15 protein-coding genes and 1 pseudogene are annotated in these 16,457 nt (G+C 64.8%); 8 read left to right on the forward strand and 8 right to left on the reverse strand.

Going from position 1 to position 16,457, the window contains the following annotated elements:
• Positions 1-144 precede the first annotated feature (144 nt).
• Together VIQ49_RS24030 and VIQ49_RS24035 are read left to right on the forward strand one after the other, a co-directional pair.
• On the forward strand, positions 145-1,554 hold the full coding sequence (locus VIQ49_RS24030; RefSeq protein ID WP_331889105.1) for a sensor histidine kinase: 1,410 nt from the start codon (positions 145-147) through the stop codon (positions 1,552-1,554).
• Positions 1,555-1,917: 363 nt separating this feature from the next.
• Positions 1,918-3,132: an HNH endonuclease signature motif containing protein gene (locus VIQ49_RS24035; protein ID WP_331889106.1), complete on the forward strand. Its 1,215-nt coding sequence runs from the start codon at positions 1,918-1,920 to the stop codon at positions 3,130-3,132.
• Positions 3,133-3,263: 131 nt separating this feature from the next.
• Here VIQ49_RS24035 and VIQ49_RS24040 read toward each other — a convergent pair whose 3' ends face one another.
• From VIQ49_RS24040 to VIQ49_RS24075, 8 genes are read right to left on the reverse strand one after another with little or no spacing between them, the layout of a single operon-like run.
• Positions 3,264-3,866: a HutD family protein gene (locus tag VIQ49_RS24040; RefSeq protein WP_331889107.1), complete on the reverse strand. Its 603-nt coding sequence runs from the start codon at positions 3,864-3,866 to the stop codon at positions 3,264-3,266.
• Positions 3,867-3,896: 30 nt separating this feature from the next.
• Complete coding sequence (locus VIQ49_RS24045) at positions 3,897-5,123, reverse strand: allantoate amidohydrolase (protein WP_331889108.1); 1,227 nt, start codon at positions 5,121-5,123, stop codon at positions 3,897-3,899.
• 13 nt (positions 5,124-5,136) lie between these two features.
• Positions 5,137-5,793: a helix-turn-helix domain-containing protein gene (locus VIQ49_RS24050; protein WP_414731707.1), complete on the reverse strand. Its 657-nt coding sequence runs from the start codon at positions 5,791-5,793 to the stop codon at positions 5,137-5,139.
• Positions 5,794-5,795: 2 nt separating this feature from the next.
• Positions 5,796-7,109, reverse strand: coding sequence for an FMN-binding glutamate synthase family protein (locus tag VIQ49_RS24055; protein ID WP_331889109.1), 1,314 nt, complete (start codon positions 7,107-7,109; stop codon positions 5,796-5,798).
• A gap of 42 nt (positions 7,110-7,151) precedes the next feature.
• On the reverse strand, positions 7,152-7,883 hold the full coding sequence (locus tag VIQ49_RS24060) for a protein glxC (protein WP_414731708.1): 732 nt from the start codon (positions 7,881-7,883) through the stop codon (positions 7,152-7,154).
• Positions 7,868-8,767 (reverse strand): glutamine amidotransferase family protein, encoded by a 900-nt coding sequence (locus VIQ49_RS24065; protein ID WP_331889110.1) that lies wholly within the window; start codon positions 8,765-8,767, stop codon positions 7,868-7,870. Before VIQ49_RS24065 ends, VIQ49_RS24060 begins: the two co-directional genes overlap by 16 nt.
• 27 nt (positions 8,768-8,794) lie before the next feature.
• A complete protein-coding gene (gene glnT, locus VIQ49_RS24070; protein WP_331889111.1) occupies positions 8,795-10,153 on the reverse strand; it encodes a type III glutamate--ammonia ligase in 1,359 nt (452 codons plus the stop codon).
• A gap of 45 nt (positions 10,154-10,198) precedes the next feature.
• The gene (locus VIQ49_RS24075) at positions 10,199-11,389 is read right to left on the reverse strand and encodes an FAD-binding oxidoreductase (RefSeq protein WP_331889112.1); all 1,191 of its coding nucleotides are present in this window, start codon (positions 11,387-11,389) and stop codon (positions 10,199-10,201) included.
• 283 nt (positions 11,390-11,672) lie between these two features.
• Between VIQ49_RS24075 and VIQ49_RS24080 the strand changes: the two genes are divergently transcribed.
• The 6 genes and pseudogenes from VIQ49_RS24080 to VIQ49_RS24105 form a co-directional block, all read left to right on the forward strand.
• The gene (locus tag VIQ49_RS24080; RefSeq protein ID WP_331889113.1) at positions 11,673-12,059 is read left to right on the forward strand and encodes an ethanolamine utilization protein; all 387 of its coding nucleotides are present in this window, start codon (positions 11,673-11,675) and stop codon (positions 12,057-12,059) included.
• Between the two features lie 14 nt (positions 12,060-12,073).
• Entirely contained in the window at positions 12,074-12,616 is a 543-nt protein-coding gene (locus VIQ49_RS24085; protein WP_331889114.1) for a dimethylamine monooxygenase subunit DmmA family protein, read from the forward strand.
• On the forward strand, positions 12,613-13,587 hold the full coding sequence (locus tag VIQ49_RS24090) for a PDR/VanB family oxidoreductase (RefSeq protein ID WP_331889115.1): 975 nt from the start codon (positions 12,613-12,615) through the stop codon (positions 13,585-13,587). The genes VIQ49_RS24085 and VIQ49_RS24090 overlap by 4 nt, the downstream gene beginning before the upstream one ends.
• Positions 13,587-14,597 carry a DUF3445 domain-containing protein gene (locus VIQ49_RS24095; protein ID WP_331889116.1) on the forward strand — a complete coding sequence of 337 codons (1,011 nt, stop codon included), beginning with the start codon at positions 13,587-13,589 and terminating at the stop codon, positions 14,595-14,597. The genes VIQ49_RS24090 and VIQ49_RS24095 overlap by 1 nt, the downstream gene beginning before the upstream one ends.
• Positions 14,598-14,797: 200 nt before the next feature.
• Complete coding sequence (locus VIQ49_RS24100) at positions 14,798-16,165, forward strand: ammonium transporter (RefSeq protein WP_331889117.1); 1,368 nt, start codon at positions 14,798-14,800, stop codon at positions 16,163-16,165.
• Between the two features lie 113 nt (positions 16,166-16,278).
• Positions 16,279-16,457: pseudogene (locus VIQ49_RS24105) on the forward strand (DNA-binding protein); the annotation flags it as partial.

A 16,457-nucleotide genomic window follows, 5' to 3' on the forward strand; every position in this document is an offset into this window, starting at 1 on the left:
TGAAAGCCTGCTGAAAGCAGCCGCTGGTATCCGTCGAACGACGGACATATCCTTGAGAAGCCCTCAGCAACAGTTCGGAGGCCGGGTAAAATGCCCAGGACATGTGGTTTCCGCGCGATGTTCCGCCGGAATCAGGGAGTGCGGATGCGCTCCACGATCGTGGCGACCTCCATGGTTGCCATCGCGATGATCGTCGGCGCCATGATCATGCTTTTCATGTTGTACCGGTATCAGGATCGCCAGATGTACGAATCCACCGGCACCCGGTCGTACGACATCGCCCATCAGATCAACGAGGGCGGACTGACCAACGTGGATCCCGAACTCCTCTCACCCACAACAGGTATCGACATCGTTCAGATCGTCAACAGCAGCGGCGCGGTGGTGGTCGCCGCGCCGCGCGGCAACGACGTCCCGATCTCCGACCTGTCACCGGGTTGGTACAGCACCCAGCGCATCGACAATGTCGAGGTGCCGGGCCGCTCGGGGATGTATTGCGGCCAGGTCACGGGCGCCCGTTTCGACGGGATCGACTACAACGTCATCACCCTCGTCTCGACGCACGCGTATTCGTCCATGCTCCTGGGCACAGCGGCCATCCTGGCCATCGAGTTCCCGGTGGTGATACTGATCGCCGGTGCGGCCATCTACTTTTTCGTCGGACGCGCGCTCGTACCGGTCACCCGCATCACCAAGCAGGTGTCGGCGATCACGAGCTCCGACCTGAGCAGGCGCGTCCCGGTCCCGTCCACCGACGACGACGTGACCACCCTGGCCATCACCATGAACAACATGCTCGACCGTCTCGAGCAGAGCCGCGTCCGCCAGCTCGAGTTCGTCGGGGACGCCTCCCATGAACTGCGGTCCCCGCTGACGACCCTGGTCGGCATCCTCGATCTGGCCGACGACACCGATTCACCGATCGACGTGGAGACCGTGCGAACGATTCTACTGCCCGAGGCGCTGCGGATGAACAGCATGGTCGCCGACCTGCTACTGCTCGCCCGCGCCGACGAACGCGGCATCCCCCTCACCGTCGACGAGGTGGACCTCGACGACATCGTCGGTTCAGAGGTCCAGCGACTCCGCTCGCTGGGGCTGGCCAAGGTGAACGCCGATGTCATACCCATCCGCGTCATCGGCGATTCGGACAAGTTGCTGCGTGCCATCCGCAACCTCACCGACAACGCCGCCCATCACGCGACGTCCACGATCACTATGAAGATGAAGAAGAACACCAATCTCTCCACCGCGACCATCGAGGTCATCGACGACGGACCCGGTGTTCCCGAAGCGGTTCGCGAAAAGATCTTCGACCGGTTCTACCGGCACGACCTCGACCGCGGTCGCCATCAGATGGGGTCGGGGCTGGGTCTGCCGATTGCGATGGAGATAGCACGCGCTCACGGCGGCACGATCACCGTCACCGACGCCCCCGGTGGTGGCGCCCGGTTCACCATGACGGTCAGGACCGAGACGACAACACCCGGCGGTCCCGACGCCCCCACTTCGGACCATTCGTCCACCGGAGATCCGCTGGTGGCGCGGCGCTAGCCGGAGCTGCCGGTAATCTCGCCCCGTCCCCTCGAAATTCGGCCGGTGCTGTGCGGACCGCTGCCCTGAGAGCGCCTGGAGGTTCGGCGACTGGTATCGCGGTTGGTCGTGCTGTTGGCCACGGGAACCCCTGCGCGGTTGCCGGCATGTGGGCGACCCAGCGTTCGTCTGTGTACCAACACTTCTCGCCAACGAGACGAGTTGCGTATTCATCCAATTCACCCTCCCGAGCCCCTTGCGAACATCCGTTCGATCCGGTAGCCTGGACACAGTTGACCGAATAGATATGACGAGTCGCGTTACAACACCTTCCCAGCGAATTGGTCAGCTTCCTGTTGCTGTGTATCTGGAAGGTGTTCTGTGATGCGACTTCTCAACATGGTCGACGCTCTGATCGACCTGGTCATCCCCGATGATCCCGGCGACCTACTCGCCATGACCAAAGACCTGATCACAGTCCGCAACGCCACCGAGCATCAACTTGCGGTGTGCGCAGCAGCGATCGACCAATCAGGTATCGCGCGCAAGGCCGGGTCGACGACGGCGAAGTTGTTGCAGGCCAACGGCGCTGCGCCGGGTGCAGCGTATCGGTGGCTACGCATCGGTTCACGATTATCTGGTTTGGATCGCACTGCCGGGTATTCGCGGGACGGATTCTTGTCCTCCGAACATGTCGATGCGGTCGTCAAGGGTGTTGCGCACATCTTCGACCGGTCCGAGGATCCGGTGTCTGCCGAGGATCGGGTGGAGTTCGAGCGGACACTGTTGAGCCACGCCATCTCCGGGTCGCCGCCCTCGGAGATCAGTGCGGTCGCACGCGCGGTGGGCAACGAGGTCGCCAACGAGTCCGGTGGCCCGCCGCCGGCCGACGACCGTTCGGCGAACAGTCTGGACTATGCCGTCAATCCCGAGGGCCGCTGCGTCGGCAGGTTTGACGTGGATGCGGTGATCGGGGAAAAGTTGTTCTCCGCCTTGGATTCCTGGTCCAAAGCCCGCCCCGAACCCGACGGCAGCGACGATGCTCGCACGCCGACACAACGTCGCGCTGATGCGTTGCATCAACTATTGGATTGCGGTGGTGGCGGGCAGCACGTGGTGTCGGCGCCGCGGACCGAGGTCATTGTGACTGTGCCTGCGGATCATCCTGAGCTGTCGTTGTTGCGGTGGATGGGGCCGATCACTGCAGCAACTGCCGAAGCGGTGGCGTGTGATTCGTCGATCACCTCGGTCACCCTCGACGGTGAACAGGTCCCGATTGATCTTAGTCCGCCCAAGAGATTGTTCACCGGGCTGGTGCGTAAAGCGATCATCATCCGCGATGAGTGTTGTGTGAAGTGCGGCGACTCGGTGACCTGGGTCGATTGTCACCACATCGTGCATTTCGCGGACGGCGGTGCCACCACCCTGGACAACGGGTGTTTGCTGTGCAGGACGTGCCATATGGCGGTGCATAACACCGATTGGGACGTGATCATGGGCTCTGATGGGCATCCGTGGTTGATCCCGCCGGCTGATATCGATCCGCGGCGAAGACCGCTACCGGCTTACAACCGGCGAACCCTCACCCTCGCAGCCTGATTCGACCTCCCGTCGGGACCGCGCGTGTACTTTGACAACTCCATAGTGTGAATCGCGCACCGATGCTGCGGGCCGGATGAAGTCTGCCTTGTCTCCCAGGGTCTGCCGGATCTCGTGGCCAGCCCGTCTCGTCAGCTCGCGTATTTCTCCGGAGGTCCGCTACAAGTCGGTTCCACGAAGACGTGGAGCACCTTCGCGTTTTCGGAGCCGACGAATGTGACTGTGCCCGAATCGATGATCGCGGTGTCGCCGGTGCCGAGCGCGGAGCCATCGAGGCTGCCGGTTCCAGAGACTACAAACACCGCGGTCAACAGATTCGCTCTTGCGTCGATCGACAGCACCTCGCCGAGATCGAGCGAGTGGGGACGGACCCGGCCGACGCCCGCGCCGCAGGCCACCATCAAATTGAAAGCCCGGGTCGGGTGGGCCGCGGTGCACTCGGGCCCGTCCTCGCCTGCGAACTCGACGGGCTCGGATTGCTCGCAGCGGATGCGGCGCTGACCGAAATCGAGTGCGACACCGGTTGCTCCCACGACTATGAAGATGCGATCGACGTCATCGATACGCGAAAACGTCGACACCTCAGGCAGATCGGCCAAGCTCAGTCTCCACAGCGGCCGACCGCCGACCTCGGCCGAAGCCAAGGCTAACTCGCGAGTGGTGCCGGCGCCGTTCACCCATGGGCGAGGCGTCGGATCCGATGCGCGAACAACCGACGTGAGTGCGTCAGGCACGGAAGTTGCTTCCTTCGGTTGTGTCGAGCCCTATTCAGCGACGTAGTCGGCCATGACGTCGGCGAGGGCTTCGGCGCCCCGGTGACAGTCGATGGCTTCGGCGAACTCGACCGGGGAGTGTGAGACCCCGGTGGGGTTGCGTACGAACAACATCGCCGTCGGCACCTTTGCGGACAAGACCCCGGCATCGTGCCCGGCAGCGGTCGGCAGAACCGGGATGTCGCCGAGGTGGCCCAGGGCGGTCTGCAGTCGCCGACGGGTGTCGTCGGGGAACTCCACGATGGGTGAGATCGACTCGGCGACGATGTCGAGGCCGATGCCGTCACGTTCGGCGTTGGTGCGGGCCTCGGCAGAGATTGCTTCGACCAGTGCCGACAGGGTCTGTTCGTCGGCGGCGCGTGCATCGAGCCAGGCCATCACTTCGGACGGAATCGCGTTGGCGCCGTTGGGGAGCACTCGCACTTTGCCGAATGTGGCCACTGCGTCGTGCACGGCGGCGGCGCCGCGCGCGGTGTGGACCGACGAGGCGAACGCGAGCATCGGATCACGCCGGTCGACAAGTCGGGTCGCGCCGGCATGGTTGGCCTCGCCGGTGAAGTTGAATAGCCAACGGCCGTGCGGCCAGATCGACGAGGCCACCGCGATCGGTTGATCGACCAGGTCGAGTCCACGGCCCTGTTCGACGTGCAGCTCCACATAGACGCCGACACGGTCGACCAGAGTGGGATCGGCGCCGAGGTGAGCAGGATTGCGACCCGACGACGTCAGTGCCTCGGCGAGGGAGATGCCTTCGGCGTCACGGAGTTTCAATGCGCGCTCCGGTGTCAGAGCACCCGTAGTGAGCTGCGAACCCACGCAGGCAACACCGAATCGGGCGCCTTCCTCATCAGAGAACGCGGTGACGGCGACCGGTCGCGTGAGGGTGATGCCGCGTTCGCGGACGATGTCGATCGCGGCGAAGGCGGACACGACGCCGAGCGGTCCGTCGTAGGCGCCGCCGTCGGGCACCGAATCGAGGTGGGAGCCGGTGACAAACGCATCGCGAGGATCGCCTACCCATCCGTCCGGCAGCCACCACGCCCAGAGGTTCCCGTTGCGGTCCTCTTCCACAGACATACCTCGGGCGGTTGCCTCACCGGTGAACCACTCCCGCAACGTCATGTCGGCGTCGTTCCAGGCGAATCTCCGGTAGCCGCCACTGGCGGCCGCGCGGCCGACATCGAGGATCGACGCCCACATGGAGTCGAAGGATTTCATCTGGTGTGCCCAATCATCCGGAGTAGTTGTCGGGATATGCGGTTATCGCCAAGAATCGTATAGGTAACCGGGTCAGCTCTTTTGGTCCGTGGATACCCTCGCCGTCGAGGAGGAGCGAATCGCCTGCACGCAGGGTGTAGTCGGAACTGTCGTGGCTGTACACCATCTCGCCTTCGAGCATGTACAGCAGTTCGGTGCCCGGATGCTGGAACCGAGGGCTGATCCTCGTGTCCGACAGCAACGTCACCACCACGGATTCGAGTCGTCGATGCTGACCGCGCAGCGCGCCGAGGAGTTCGTAGTGATGGCCGGCCCGCGTCCCACGGCCGACGATTTCGGCGCCGGTGCCCGCTCGGGTGAAGACCGACTCGCGCTGTGTCGCCTCGCCGCGGAACAGGGAGGTGACCGGAACATCCAGTGCCGTGGCCAATTTGGAGATGGTGCCGAGGCTGCAGGATGCCTGGGCGTTCTCGATTTTCGAGAGCATCGACTTGGAGATGCCGGTGCGGGTCGCCATCTCACTGACCGAGAGCCCGGCAGTGATACGAAGCCGCCGGGTCTGCGATCCGATGACGGCCTCCAGCGAGCCGGCATCAGACTCACCGTGATCGACCTCACGCGCGGTGGCATCCTCGACCACCGCGCGCGCCGGTGAGACCGGTGTGACCAAGGTCAGTACCTTCCCGGGATCCAGGTGGTACCGGCGAGCGGGACCCGTGCCATCGCCGAGGCCTCGACGGTCAGCGCGACCAGATCTTCTGGCTCGAGGTTGCGCAGATGCGACTTGCCGCAGGCCCGCGCGAGCGTCTGGGCTTCCATTGTCAGGACCCGCAGATAGTTCGCCAGGCGACGCCCTCCCTCGACCGGGTCGAGGTTCTTGGCCAACTCGGGGTCCTGCGTGGTGATGCCCGCGGGATCGCGTCCGGCCTGGAAATCGTCGTAGAACCCGGCATCGGAACCGAGTGCTTTGTACTGATCCGCATAGCGAGGGCTGTTGTCGCCCAGCGCGATCAGTGCGGCGGTTCCGATTGCCACGGCGTCGGCGCCCAGGGCCATCGCCTTGGCGACGTCGGCGCCACTGCGGATTCCGCCGGAGACGATGAGCTGCACCTTGCGGTGTACATCCATCTCCTGCAACGCCTGTACCGCCTGCGGGATGGCCGCGAGGGTCGGGATGCCGACGTGTTCGATGAACACGTCCTGGGTGGCCGCGGTGCCGCCCTGCATGCCGTCGACGACCACCACGTCCGCGCCGGCCTTCACCGCCAGTTTGACGTCGTAGTACGTGCGGGTCGCACCGACCTTGATGTAGATCGGCTTTTCCCAGTTGGTGATCTCGCGGAGCTCGATGATCTTGATCGCGAGATCATCGGGGCCTGTCCAGTCGGGATGACGGCAGGCGCTGCGCTGATCGACACCCATCGGCAGGGTGCGCATCCCGGCGACACGCTCGGTGATCTTCTGGCCGAGCAGCATTCCGCCGCCGCCGGGCTTGGCTCCCTGGCCGAGGACGATCTCGATGGCATCGGCCTTGCGCAGGTCGTCGGGGTTCATGCCATAGCGCGACGGAAGGTACTGGTAGACAAGATTCTTCGACTGCCCGCGTTCTTCCGGCGTCATGCCGCCGTCGCCGGTGGTGGTCGAGGTCCCGACCTCGCTGGCGCCGCGGCCGAGGGCTTCCTTGGCCTGGCCGGACAGCGCGCCGAAGCTCATCCCGGCGATGGTGATCGGAATATCGAGGTGCAGCGGGAACTTGGCGTGGGTGTCGCCGAGAACCACGTCGGTGTCGCACTTCTCGCGGTAGCCCTCGAGCGGATAGCGGGACATCGAAGCGCCCAGGAAGAGCAGGTCGTCGAAGTGAGGGAGCTTGCGCTTTGCGCCCCAGCCGCGAATGTCATAGATACCGGTCTCGGCGGCGCGCTGGATCTCGGCGATCACGCCGCGGTCGAAGGTCGCGGACTCGCGCAATGTCGGGTCTGTCGTCATGGTGGTCTCCTCAAGCGCCGGGATGTCCGGACGCCCGGCTGGTTAATACGCGGAAGCGTTGTCGACGTGGAAGTTGTAGAGGCGGCGGGCGGAACCGTAGCGGGTGAAATCTGCGGGGTCCGCATCGATGTCGGCAGCGCTGAGCAGTTCGGCGAGTTCGGCGAGATGCTCGTCGCGCATGTCCTTCTTGATGCAGTCGGCGCCGAGCGAGGCGACGGTGCCACGGACGTAGATCCGGGCCTCGTACAGCGAGTCTCCGAGAGCTTCGCCTGCATCACCGCAGACCACGAGGCGTCCGGCCTGGCCCATGAACGCGCTCATGTGGCCGATGTTGCCGCCGACAACGATGTCGATGCCCTTCATCGAGATGCCGCATCGGGCCGCTGCGTTGCCGTCGATGACCAGCAGGCCACCGTGGGCGGTGGCGCCGGCCGACTGGGACGCGTCGCCGTGCACGCGCACCGTGCCCGACATCATGTTCTCTGCGACGCCGACACCGGCGTTGCCGTTGATCGTGACCGACGCCCGCTGGTTCATGCCGGCGGCGTAGTAACCGACGTGGCCGTCGATGGTGACATCGATGTCGCGGTCGATGCCGCAGGCGAGTGCGTGTGCACCCAGGGGGGAGGTCACAGTCGCGTCGGCCGGGCCGTCGGGGGACTGCAATGAGGAGTTGACCTCGCGGACCGTGACCTGCTGCAGGTCGTAGACCACGCCGGTGGTGGACTCTGCCGGTGCGGGGGCGGTCTCGGTGGGGGTCATTGACGGTGCCATACGTACACCTCTTCTGGTTCGGGCTCGAAGATCCGGGCGTTGTCGACGCCTGGCAGGTGTGCCAGAGCGCGGTATTCGGAGGCCATCGCAACCCACTGGTCGGTCTCGGCAACCACGGCGGGCTTGCACGAGATCGCGTCGCGGACAACGGCGAAAGAGTCGCTGTTCGACACCAGCAGGGTGTAGAAACCGTCGAACGTCTCGTTGAGCATCAACAGGGCCTTCTCGAGATCGACACCCTCGGCGAGCTGCTTGGCAACGTACCGGGCGCCGACCTCGGTGTCGTTCTCGCTGTCGAAGACGACGCCGTGACGTTCGAGGTCGTGCTTGATCGACATGTGGTTGGAGAACGAGCCGTTGTGGACCAGGCATTGGTCGGGCCCCACCGAGAACGGATGTGAGCCCGCTGCGGTGACCGCCGACTCGGTGGCCATCCTGGTGTGGGCGACGCCCTGCCACCCCGATGCGTTCGGCAGACCGAATCGATGGGCCAGCTCCGTCGGATTGCCCATGCCCTTGAGCACGGTCACGTCGTTGCCGAACCCGATGATGCGGGCGGTCGGAGCGACGGCGCGGATGGCTGCGACGAGGGTCTCGGATGCGACCGGGCCGTGCAGCACCGTGGTCGGGTCGAGGTCGATCCCCGTGATGGCGTGGCCCACATCCTTGGTGAGTTCGGCGGCCAGTTCGGCAGCGGGGACGGGGGAGTCGAGCAGCGAGACGGTGGCGTGCCCGGCCGGCGACCACGTCGGGTCTCCGTAGATCGACATGCCGGCGGAATCCGGTCCGCGGTCACACATCTCGTCGAGCATCCCGGTAAGAAGTTCACCGAGCCTGGGATACAGCTCGGGGTCACGCAGGTGGAGTCCTACGATTCCGCACATGGTTGGGGTTCCTGTCTTGTCGGGCGGTCAGAAGGCGGTGAGGTACTGGTCGATCTCCCAGTCGGACACTGTGTTGTGCCACGCGAAGAACTCCTCGCGCTTGCGATTGGTGAAGTAGCTGCTGACGCCGGGTCCGGCGACGTCGAGGGCACCGGTCAGCACCGGGTCGGCGTCGAGGCAGTCCATGGCGTGCACCAGGGTCATCGGCAGCATGTCGCTGGGCGATTCACCGTTGCCCGGGGTGCCGGGGTCGAGCGACCTCGTCACACCGTCGAGCCCGGCAGCGATCGCCCCGGCCGCGGCGAGATAGGGGTTGGCACTGCCGTCACCACCACGCAGTTCGACTCGGTTGCCGTCGGGGACCCGCAGGTAGTGGGTGCGATCGTTGCCGCCGTAGGTGGCGTAACGCGGTGACCAGGTGGCCCCACTGCTGGTGGTGGTGGCGCCGGTGCGCTTGTAGGAGTTGACGGTTGGGGCGATGACTCCCTGCAGTGCGCAGGCGTGCTCAAGGATACCGGCGATGAATCCGTAGGCGGTTGCCGACAACCCGAGACCCTTGGGGTCGGAGGAGTCGGGGAATGCCGAACCTTCCTCGGTCCACAGAGACAAGTGCAGGTGCATGCCGGAGCCGGTGCGGTCGGTGAACGGCTTGGGCATGAATGTTGCCTGCATGCCCCGCTTTTCGGCGATCACCGACAGCAGGTACCGGGCGGTGATCACCCGGTCGGCGGTGATCAGTGCGTTGTCGTAATCGAAGTTTTGCTCGAACTGCCCGTTGGCGTCCTCGTGGTCGTTGGCGTAGTTGCCCCAACCGAGCGCGTTCATCGCCGAGGAGATCTCGGTGAGGTGGTCGTACATGCGGGTGACGTCGCGGGCGTCGTAACACGGTTGTTGTTTGGTGTCTGCGGTGTCCGCGGTGATCAGCTTGCCGTTGTCGTCCTTGTTGACGAGGAAGTACTCGATCTCCGCACCGACCTTCACCTCGAAGCCCAGTTCGGCGGCCTTACGCAGGGTTTCGCGCAGTATGATGCGCGGTGCGTACGGCCACGGCTTGCCTTCCACATGCGGATCGCAGTGGACCAGGGCGAGGCCGGGCTGGACAAAGGGGATCGGGGTGAACGACGACGCATCGGGCATGGCGACCAGGTCAGGGTCCTTGGGCTCCTGGCCCATCATGCCGGCGGCGTAGCCGGCGAAGCCGACACCGTCTTCTTCGAGTTGGCGTACCGCCTGGGCCGGGACGAGCTTGGCGCACGGCTTGCCGGACAGGGTGACGAACAGGGCGAGAATGAATGTGGTGCCGGTGGACTCGACCAGTTCGGTCAGCGTCGCTTGGCGGGTGCTTGCCGGTATCGGAACAAAGGCTTCGGCAGTATCGACGGCCATTGGGGGTCTCCTGGAGAGTTGGGACGGAGTGGGGTGCGGGCAGGGTCAGCGCATCTCGCCCGCGCCGATGTACGGGTTGAGGCTGACGAGTAGGTCGTTCTCGGCAAAACGGCTGTAGCGGAAGTCATTCGGATTGACACCGGGCAAGGTTGTGGTTCCGGTGGTGATCAGGTCGGCGACCAGTGCCCCGACCGCGGGTGAGATCTTGAACCCGTGTCCGGAGAAACCGGTGGCCAGGAACATTCCATCGACAGGGGACGGGCCGATGATCGGGTTGTAGTCGGGGGTGACGTCGTAGGCACCCACGTAGGAGCTCGTGATCCGTGGGTCCGGCATGTCGGGCAGACGGTTGTCGAGTTTCATGATCGTCTTCTCGATGGTGCTGTCGTCGGCGCGGTTCACGAAATCGTCGGGGTCGATGTACTGCGGAGCCTGGTGGTCGGAGTTGCCCACCAGTAGTTCACCATTCGGTTCCCGGCAGATGTACTGCAGTCCGGCGAGATCCGAGAGCACCGGGACGTCCGGGGTCGGAACGCCCTGGTCGACCAGGACAAGCTGTGCACGTTGGGCTTTCACGTCCACATCGACGCCCACGGTGGCCGTCAGTTCGGATGTCCACGGCCCGGCCGCGACGATGACGTGCTCGGCATGGATCTCATCGCCGCCTTCGAGCATGACGCCGTAGACGGTTCCCGCGGCGTTCTGCAGTAGACCCTTCACCGGGGTCGACTGACGGACCTTGACGCCGAGCTTGCGGGCCGAGGCGCCGAATGCCATTCCGGTCATGTAGGCCTCACCGCGACCGCCGAGGGGCTCGTAGGCGAAGGCCGCGAAATCGTCGAGGTGGAGGCCGGGCCAGAGTTCGGCCATCTGATCGTGCCCGATGAAGTCGACGTCGATACCCAGCCCCTGCATCATCGCGACGTTCGCCTTGAGCGGGTCGATGTTGTCCTCGCCGACACCGACAACGTAGCCGGATCGGCGAAACGCCATGTCGTCGCCGAAGAGTTCGGTTGCACGGGTGAAGATGTCGACGCTGTACCAGCTCATCGCCGCCAGCGAGGGGGTGCCGTAGTGGCACCGAACCACGCCGCTCGACTTTCCGGTCATCCCGGAGCACAGGGTGTCACGCTCGAGGACGAGGACATCGGACTCGCCGCGCTCGGCGAGGGACCAGGCGATGGCCAGTCCTTCAAGGCCGCCGCCCACGATCACGTACTTCGCAGTTTGTGTCACTGTCGACTTTCTGGTCGCTGGGGTGAGTCTGTTGCTATCGGTTTCTTACAGTGACTCAGTGTTGTATGTCAGGAAACGCCCGGAATGTGACGAACGTGTTTCTCGCTGATCAATCGGAGGTGACAAAGTTGCGGTGTATTGCGCGATTCGGTGGATAAATGCCCCTGAAGTGCGAGTTCGTTGAACATTTAACACCGACGCAACTCTCGTTGTGGTTTCCTCTGAATATCCGGAGTTTCCCACTAGTCCTGACTTCGGTTGCCTCTACCTCAGGAGAAACACGATGACCACCACAGATCCCAAGACAGTTGCGGCTCCGTTCCGGGTGACCTCCCGGTTCTGGGAGAACCTGCCGCAGATGCCGGCCGAGGAGTACCCGGGGACCGAAGGTTTCATCGACGACGTGTTCTCCAACCCGGACGGGTCGGAGATGTCGGCCGGCTACTTCGAACTCAAGAAGACTGATGCTCCGCTCGACTACTACTACGCCTACGACGAGATGAAGGTCGTCCTCGAGGGCGAGTTCGAGCTCGAGAACCTCGACACCGGGCAGGTCGAGTACGCGGGCCCGAAGGATGCGATCTTCTTCCCGAAGGGATCGCGGATCAGATTCACCACCCCTGACCGTGCCCTGGCCTACTTCGTCGGCCACCGTTCGTTCGCGCCGTAGCCATGGCGGTGTCGATGGCTACGACCAGCGTGCCGCGCTGGCCTCACCGCACCCTCTCTGACATCGAGTTCGACGCGCACGCAACACACCATCTGGTCTTCGCCACCGACCTCGACGCCACGGAGCACATCGAGTCTCAGACGTCGCTGCTGCCCGAGCACGCCACTGTTGTGGACGTGTCGGGAGCGGCGAACCCGGACGAGCTGGTCGCCGTTGCGCTCGCCGGGGCCATGGTGGGCTGGCGGTTCGTGGTGGTCGGCACCGGGGCCCCTGTCATGCGGACGAGGGCGCTCATCATCGCGGCCGGCGCGATCGACGACGAGATCGCCGTTGTCCATGTCGGCGGCGAGGATGGATTTGCCGCCATGGAACGCGACGTCTTCTGCTCGCACTGCCATGCTGTCACGCCGACGGCGTCGCAGATCGACCAGATGGTGACCTGCAGCGGCTGCGATGCTGAGTTGGTTGTCTACTACCACTTCTCGCGTCGACACTCGGCCTACTTGGGCTTCCGGCCGGATTCCGAGGAACTCACCGAAGGGGAGAACGCCGAATGACAGTCATGACAAGCCCACGCCCGGATGTCGGTGTCGGTGACCTCCTGGTCTCCGTCACGAGACTGCGCATGCTGTGCGACGGCATCTGCGAGTTCACCTTCGCCGACACGGCCGGCGGCGCGCTTCCGTCGTTCGCCCCCGGTGCTCACATCGGAGTGCAGTGGCAACCCGGCCGGCGCAATTCCTACTCGCTGACCGGGCCAGCAGTCGATCCCGCCGAATACACGATCTGCGTGCGGCGCGATGATTCCGGAGGCGGGGGATCGGTATGGCTGCACGGACTCGAGGTCGGTGATGAGGTCGTCATCTCTTTGCCGCGCAGTGCATTTGCGCCGATCTCTACGGCGCGCCACCACCTCCTGATCGCGGGCGGCATCGGCGTCACACCGATCCTGTCGCATGTTCGCGCGGCCGTGGACTGGGACCGCTCGTTCGAAGTGATCTACACGCACCGGCCGGGATTCGGCGCCCTGTCCGAGGACCTGCGAGATCTGTGCGGTGATCGGCTGACGGTTGTCGAAGCCGTAGAGGACTTTTGGGCTCATCTGCGGCCGCGGCTGTCCGAATCGCCGCTCGGGACCCACGTATACACCTGCGGTCCCGCGCCGTTGATCGACGGTGTTGCCGCTGCCGCACTCGCCGCCGGGTGGCCGCCGGGCCGCGTGCATTCCGAGCAGTTCGCTGCCGATGCCACCGCTGGTGGCGAACCCTTTGCGGCGCGCCTGGGCCGCACCGGTGTGCTGGTGCCGGTTGGTTCCGGTGTGACGCTGTTGGAAGCACTGCTGGAACGTGGTGTGGCCGTGCCGAACCTGTGTCGCCAAGGAGTATGCGGTGAATGTCGGGTGACCGTGCGCGGAGGTCCGATCGATCACCGTGACTCGTATCTGACCGACGACGAGCGCGCCGCAGGCGACGCGATGATGCCGTGTGTCTCACGCGCGCTCGGTGACCACCTGGAGCTGGAACTCTGATGACCACCGCCGAAACGTTCACCACCCATGACATCGAGAATTACCCGTTCCCGTTCCCCCGGGATCAGTACCGCTACAGCGCCAACGTCGAACCCGCGGCCGGGCCGAAGGAGACCGTGGCCGGGAGCTGGGGTGATCGTCGAGTTGTCATCGACTCCCACTATCGCCGCGAACTCGCCGAGCGGGCCCGGATATTGGAGTCGGATCCCACGCGCGCGCAGTGTCTGCCTCACATGGTGCCGGCGGCCTGGGACGCGATGCTGACCGTCATGCACGAACTCGCCGATGGTTACCCCGACAAGATGATGCTGGATCGGCTGGACGGCGACCGTCCGACATACCGCTGGCGCAACACCCTTCTCGGGATCGACGACACCTTCGTCTTCGGTGACCTGACCAGTCTTCCGTCGCCGCCGCTGACCTACATCTTCGGTCAGGTGCAGGAAGACGTGGTGTTGCTCGACCAGCGCGAAGACCAGATGTGGGGCGACGCCGGGGTTGTGACATTCGCCGCGGACTGGTCCTTCGGCTTCGACGTCGGCATGAGCTTCTTGCAGATCCACGGCCCGGTGCCGCGTCTGCACTCGGAGAAGATCGCGACGCGTGCACACGAGTTCATCAAACGGCTGCAGCCGGCGCAGAGCTACCGGCGGACGAACTGGACGCTGACCGTGGACGGAAAGCTCGACACATCCACCGAGACCTATCCCGAATGGGGCAGGGACCGTCGGACCGTGGCGGACGGACCGCTGGAAGACGTGGGGGAGCGCCTCTACCTGCGAACCGAGGTTCAGCATCTGATCCGGCTGCCCCAGAGCAATGCCGTGATGTTCCTGATCCGCACCTACCTGCTGTCGTTTGCTGCGGTTGCGACGGTTCCCGAGTGGGCCGATCGCCTCTATCGCGTGCTCGAAGACCTGCCGCTGGACATGGCCGACTACAAGGGAGTGACCCGGACCCGCGGCGCCGGGATGCGGTGGCTCAGTACATACGGAGGAGTGGTGCCGTGATCGTCGCGGTCAACAGTCGCTGTCCGGCAACAGTTTTCATGCGGAACGAACGCCTACGGGGCGCCTCGTTACACGACCGCAACAACTGGTTGCCGAGGCGCAACACAACAGTGGTGCACTAGCTGCAGTTCGTCCACCATCGGTGGACATCGTTCCCTTCGGCGCCTGCCGTCCGAGGATGACTCAATGAGGTGAAACATATGGATGAAGCGATCGCGGCTGCCGATACCGCGTGGGTACTGGCGGCGTTCGCAGCCGTCAGCCTGATGGTGCCCGGCCTGGCAATGTTCTACGGCGGCATGGTCAGTGCGAAGAACACACTGAACATGGCCATGATGACCTTCGGTGCGTTTGCCGTGGTGGGCATCCTCTGGGTGCTGTTCGGTTACTCGGCTGTCCTCGGCGACTCACTCGGTGGCGCCGGGATCCTCGGCGATCCGCTCGAGGCCCTGGGTCTGCAGTCGCTGCTGGCCGAGCCGGCCGCACCCGGACTTCCGCCGGCGCTCGTCGCCGCATTCCAGTTGCTCTTCGCCGGTATCACCGTTGCCCTGATCTCGGGCGCGGTCGCGGACCGGATGAAGTTCGGTGCGTGGATGGTGTTCGCCGGGATCTGGGCCGTACTCGTGTATTTCCCGGTAGCCCACTGGGTCTTCGCCTTTGATTCCGAGGACGGTTCGGTCGTCGGCGGCTGGATCGCCAACGATCTGATGGCGGTCGACTTCGCCGGTGGTACCGCGGTCCACGTCAACGCCGGTGTCGCGGCGCTGGCCCTGGTGCTGGTGCTCGGCAAACGACGAGTCTTTCCCGCGGCTCCGCGACCTCACAGCCTGCCGCTGACCATGCTCGGTGCCGGCATGCTCTTCTTCGGCTGGTTCGGCTTCAACGGTGGTTCGGCGCTGGCCGCAGGCAACAGCGCCTCGGTGGTCGTCCTGAACACCGTGGCAGCGGCCTGCGCCGGTATCTGTGCCTGGCTGGTCGTCGAGAAGTTGCGTGAAGGGCGCGCGACGTCGTTGGGCGCCAGCTCGGGACTCATCGCCGCCCTGGTCGGAATCACCCCGGCCTGTGGCGCGGTGTCGCCGATGGGTGCACTGCTGGTCGGCGCCGTCTCCGGCGCTGCCTGCTGCCTCGCGGTGTCGATCAAGTACCACCTCGGCTACGACGATTCGCTCGACGTTGTCGGAATCCACATGGTGGGCGGCATTCTCGGCACGATCATGGTCGGCCTGATCGCCGACCCGGATGCACCCAACGCGGTCGCCGGCCTCTTCTACGGCGGCGGGCTGGATCTGCTGTGGCGCCAGACTGTCGCGGTGCTCGTGGTGGTTGTGTATTGCTTCGCGGTCACCTGGCTCCTCGCCAAGGCGCTGGACAAGACCATGGGCCTGCGCGTCCACGAGGACTCCGAAGACGAGGGTCTGGATGTGTCGGTGCACGGTGAGTCGGCGTATGTGCTGGAACACGCCCCGATGGGAAGCGCTCCGGTGAAGGAGGCCGACGCGGTGGCGGCCGCTGAGGCCATGACCGGGAAGGCCGCCGGAGAGGCGGCGCCGACCCCGACTTCCACCTGACGGACGATTGACCGAACCCCCTCCCGGCCTCTGCCGGGAGGGGGTTCGTTCAGCAGTAGACACGGACCCGAGGGTTTCACTTCATGAAACACCGTCGGCTAGGATGAGGCCCTATGGCAGGTCAAACCGCACATGTCGTCCGGGATACAGGCGATCCGGCTCCGGTGCAACGCGAGGTCGCAGCGGATGCGCCCACCGGCAACGATCTGGAGGCGGCAATCGCATCCCAGGTGAGAACTCTCCGAAAGGCCACCGGCCTGTCGGTGGGTGACATGGCCGACCGGGTCGGTAT

This window comes from Williamsia sp. (assembly GCF_036566845.1).
In the GTDB taxonomy this organism is placed as follows: Bacteria; Actinomycetota; Actinomycetes; order Mycobacteriales; family Mycobacteriaceae; genus Williamsia.

Bases quoted from the DNA above. Each gene is read 5' to 3' on its own strand.
- VIQ49_RS24030 (WP_331889105.1), top strand. From the start codon at position 145: ATGCGCTCCACGATCGTGGCGACCTCCATGGTTGCCATCGCGATGATC.
- VIQ49_RS24035 (WP_331889106.1), top strand. From the start codon at position 1,918: ATGCGACTTCTCAACATGGTCGACGCTCTGATCGACCTGGTCATCCCC.
- VIQ49_RS24045 (WP_331889108.1), bottom strand. From the start codon at position 5,123: ATGAAATCCTTCGACTCCATGTGGGCGTCGATCCTCGATGTCGGCCGC.
- VIQ49_RS24055 (WP_331889109.1), bottom strand. From the start codon at position 7,109: ATGACGACAGACCCGACATTGCGCGAGTCCGCGACCTTCGACCGCGGC.
- VIQ49_RS24060 (WP_414731708.1), bottom strand. From the start codon at position 7,883: ATGGCACCGTCAATGACCCCCACCGAGACCGCCCCCGCACCGGCAGAG.
- VIQ49_RS24065 (WP_331889110.1), bottom strand. From the start codon at position 8,767: ATGTGCGGAATCGTAGGACTCCACCTGCGTGACCCCGAGCTGTATCCC.
- glnT (WP_331889111.1), bottom strand. From the start codon at position 10,153: ATGGCCGTCGATACTGCCGAAGCCTTTGTTCCGATACCGGCAAGCACC.
- VIQ49_RS24080 (WP_331889113.1), top strand. From the start codon at position 11,673: ATGACCACCACAGATCCCAAGACAGTTGCGGCTCCGTTCCGGGTGACC.
- VIQ49_RS24085 (WP_331889114.1), top strand. From the start codon at position 12,074: ATGGCTACGACCAGCGTGCCGCGCTGGCCTCACCGCACCCTCTCTGAC.
- VIQ49_RS24090 (WP_331889115.1), top strand. From the start codon at position 12,613: ATGACAGTCATGACAAGCCCACGCCCGGATGTCGGTGTCGGTGACCTC.
- VIQ49_RS24095 (WP_331889116.1), top strand. From the start codon at position 13,587: ATGACCACCGCCGAAACGTTCACCACCCATGACATCGAGAATTACCCG.
- VIQ49_RS24100 (WP_331889117.1), top strand. From the start codon at position 14,798: ATGGATGAAGCGATCGCGGCTGCCGATACCGCGTGGGTACTGGCGGCG.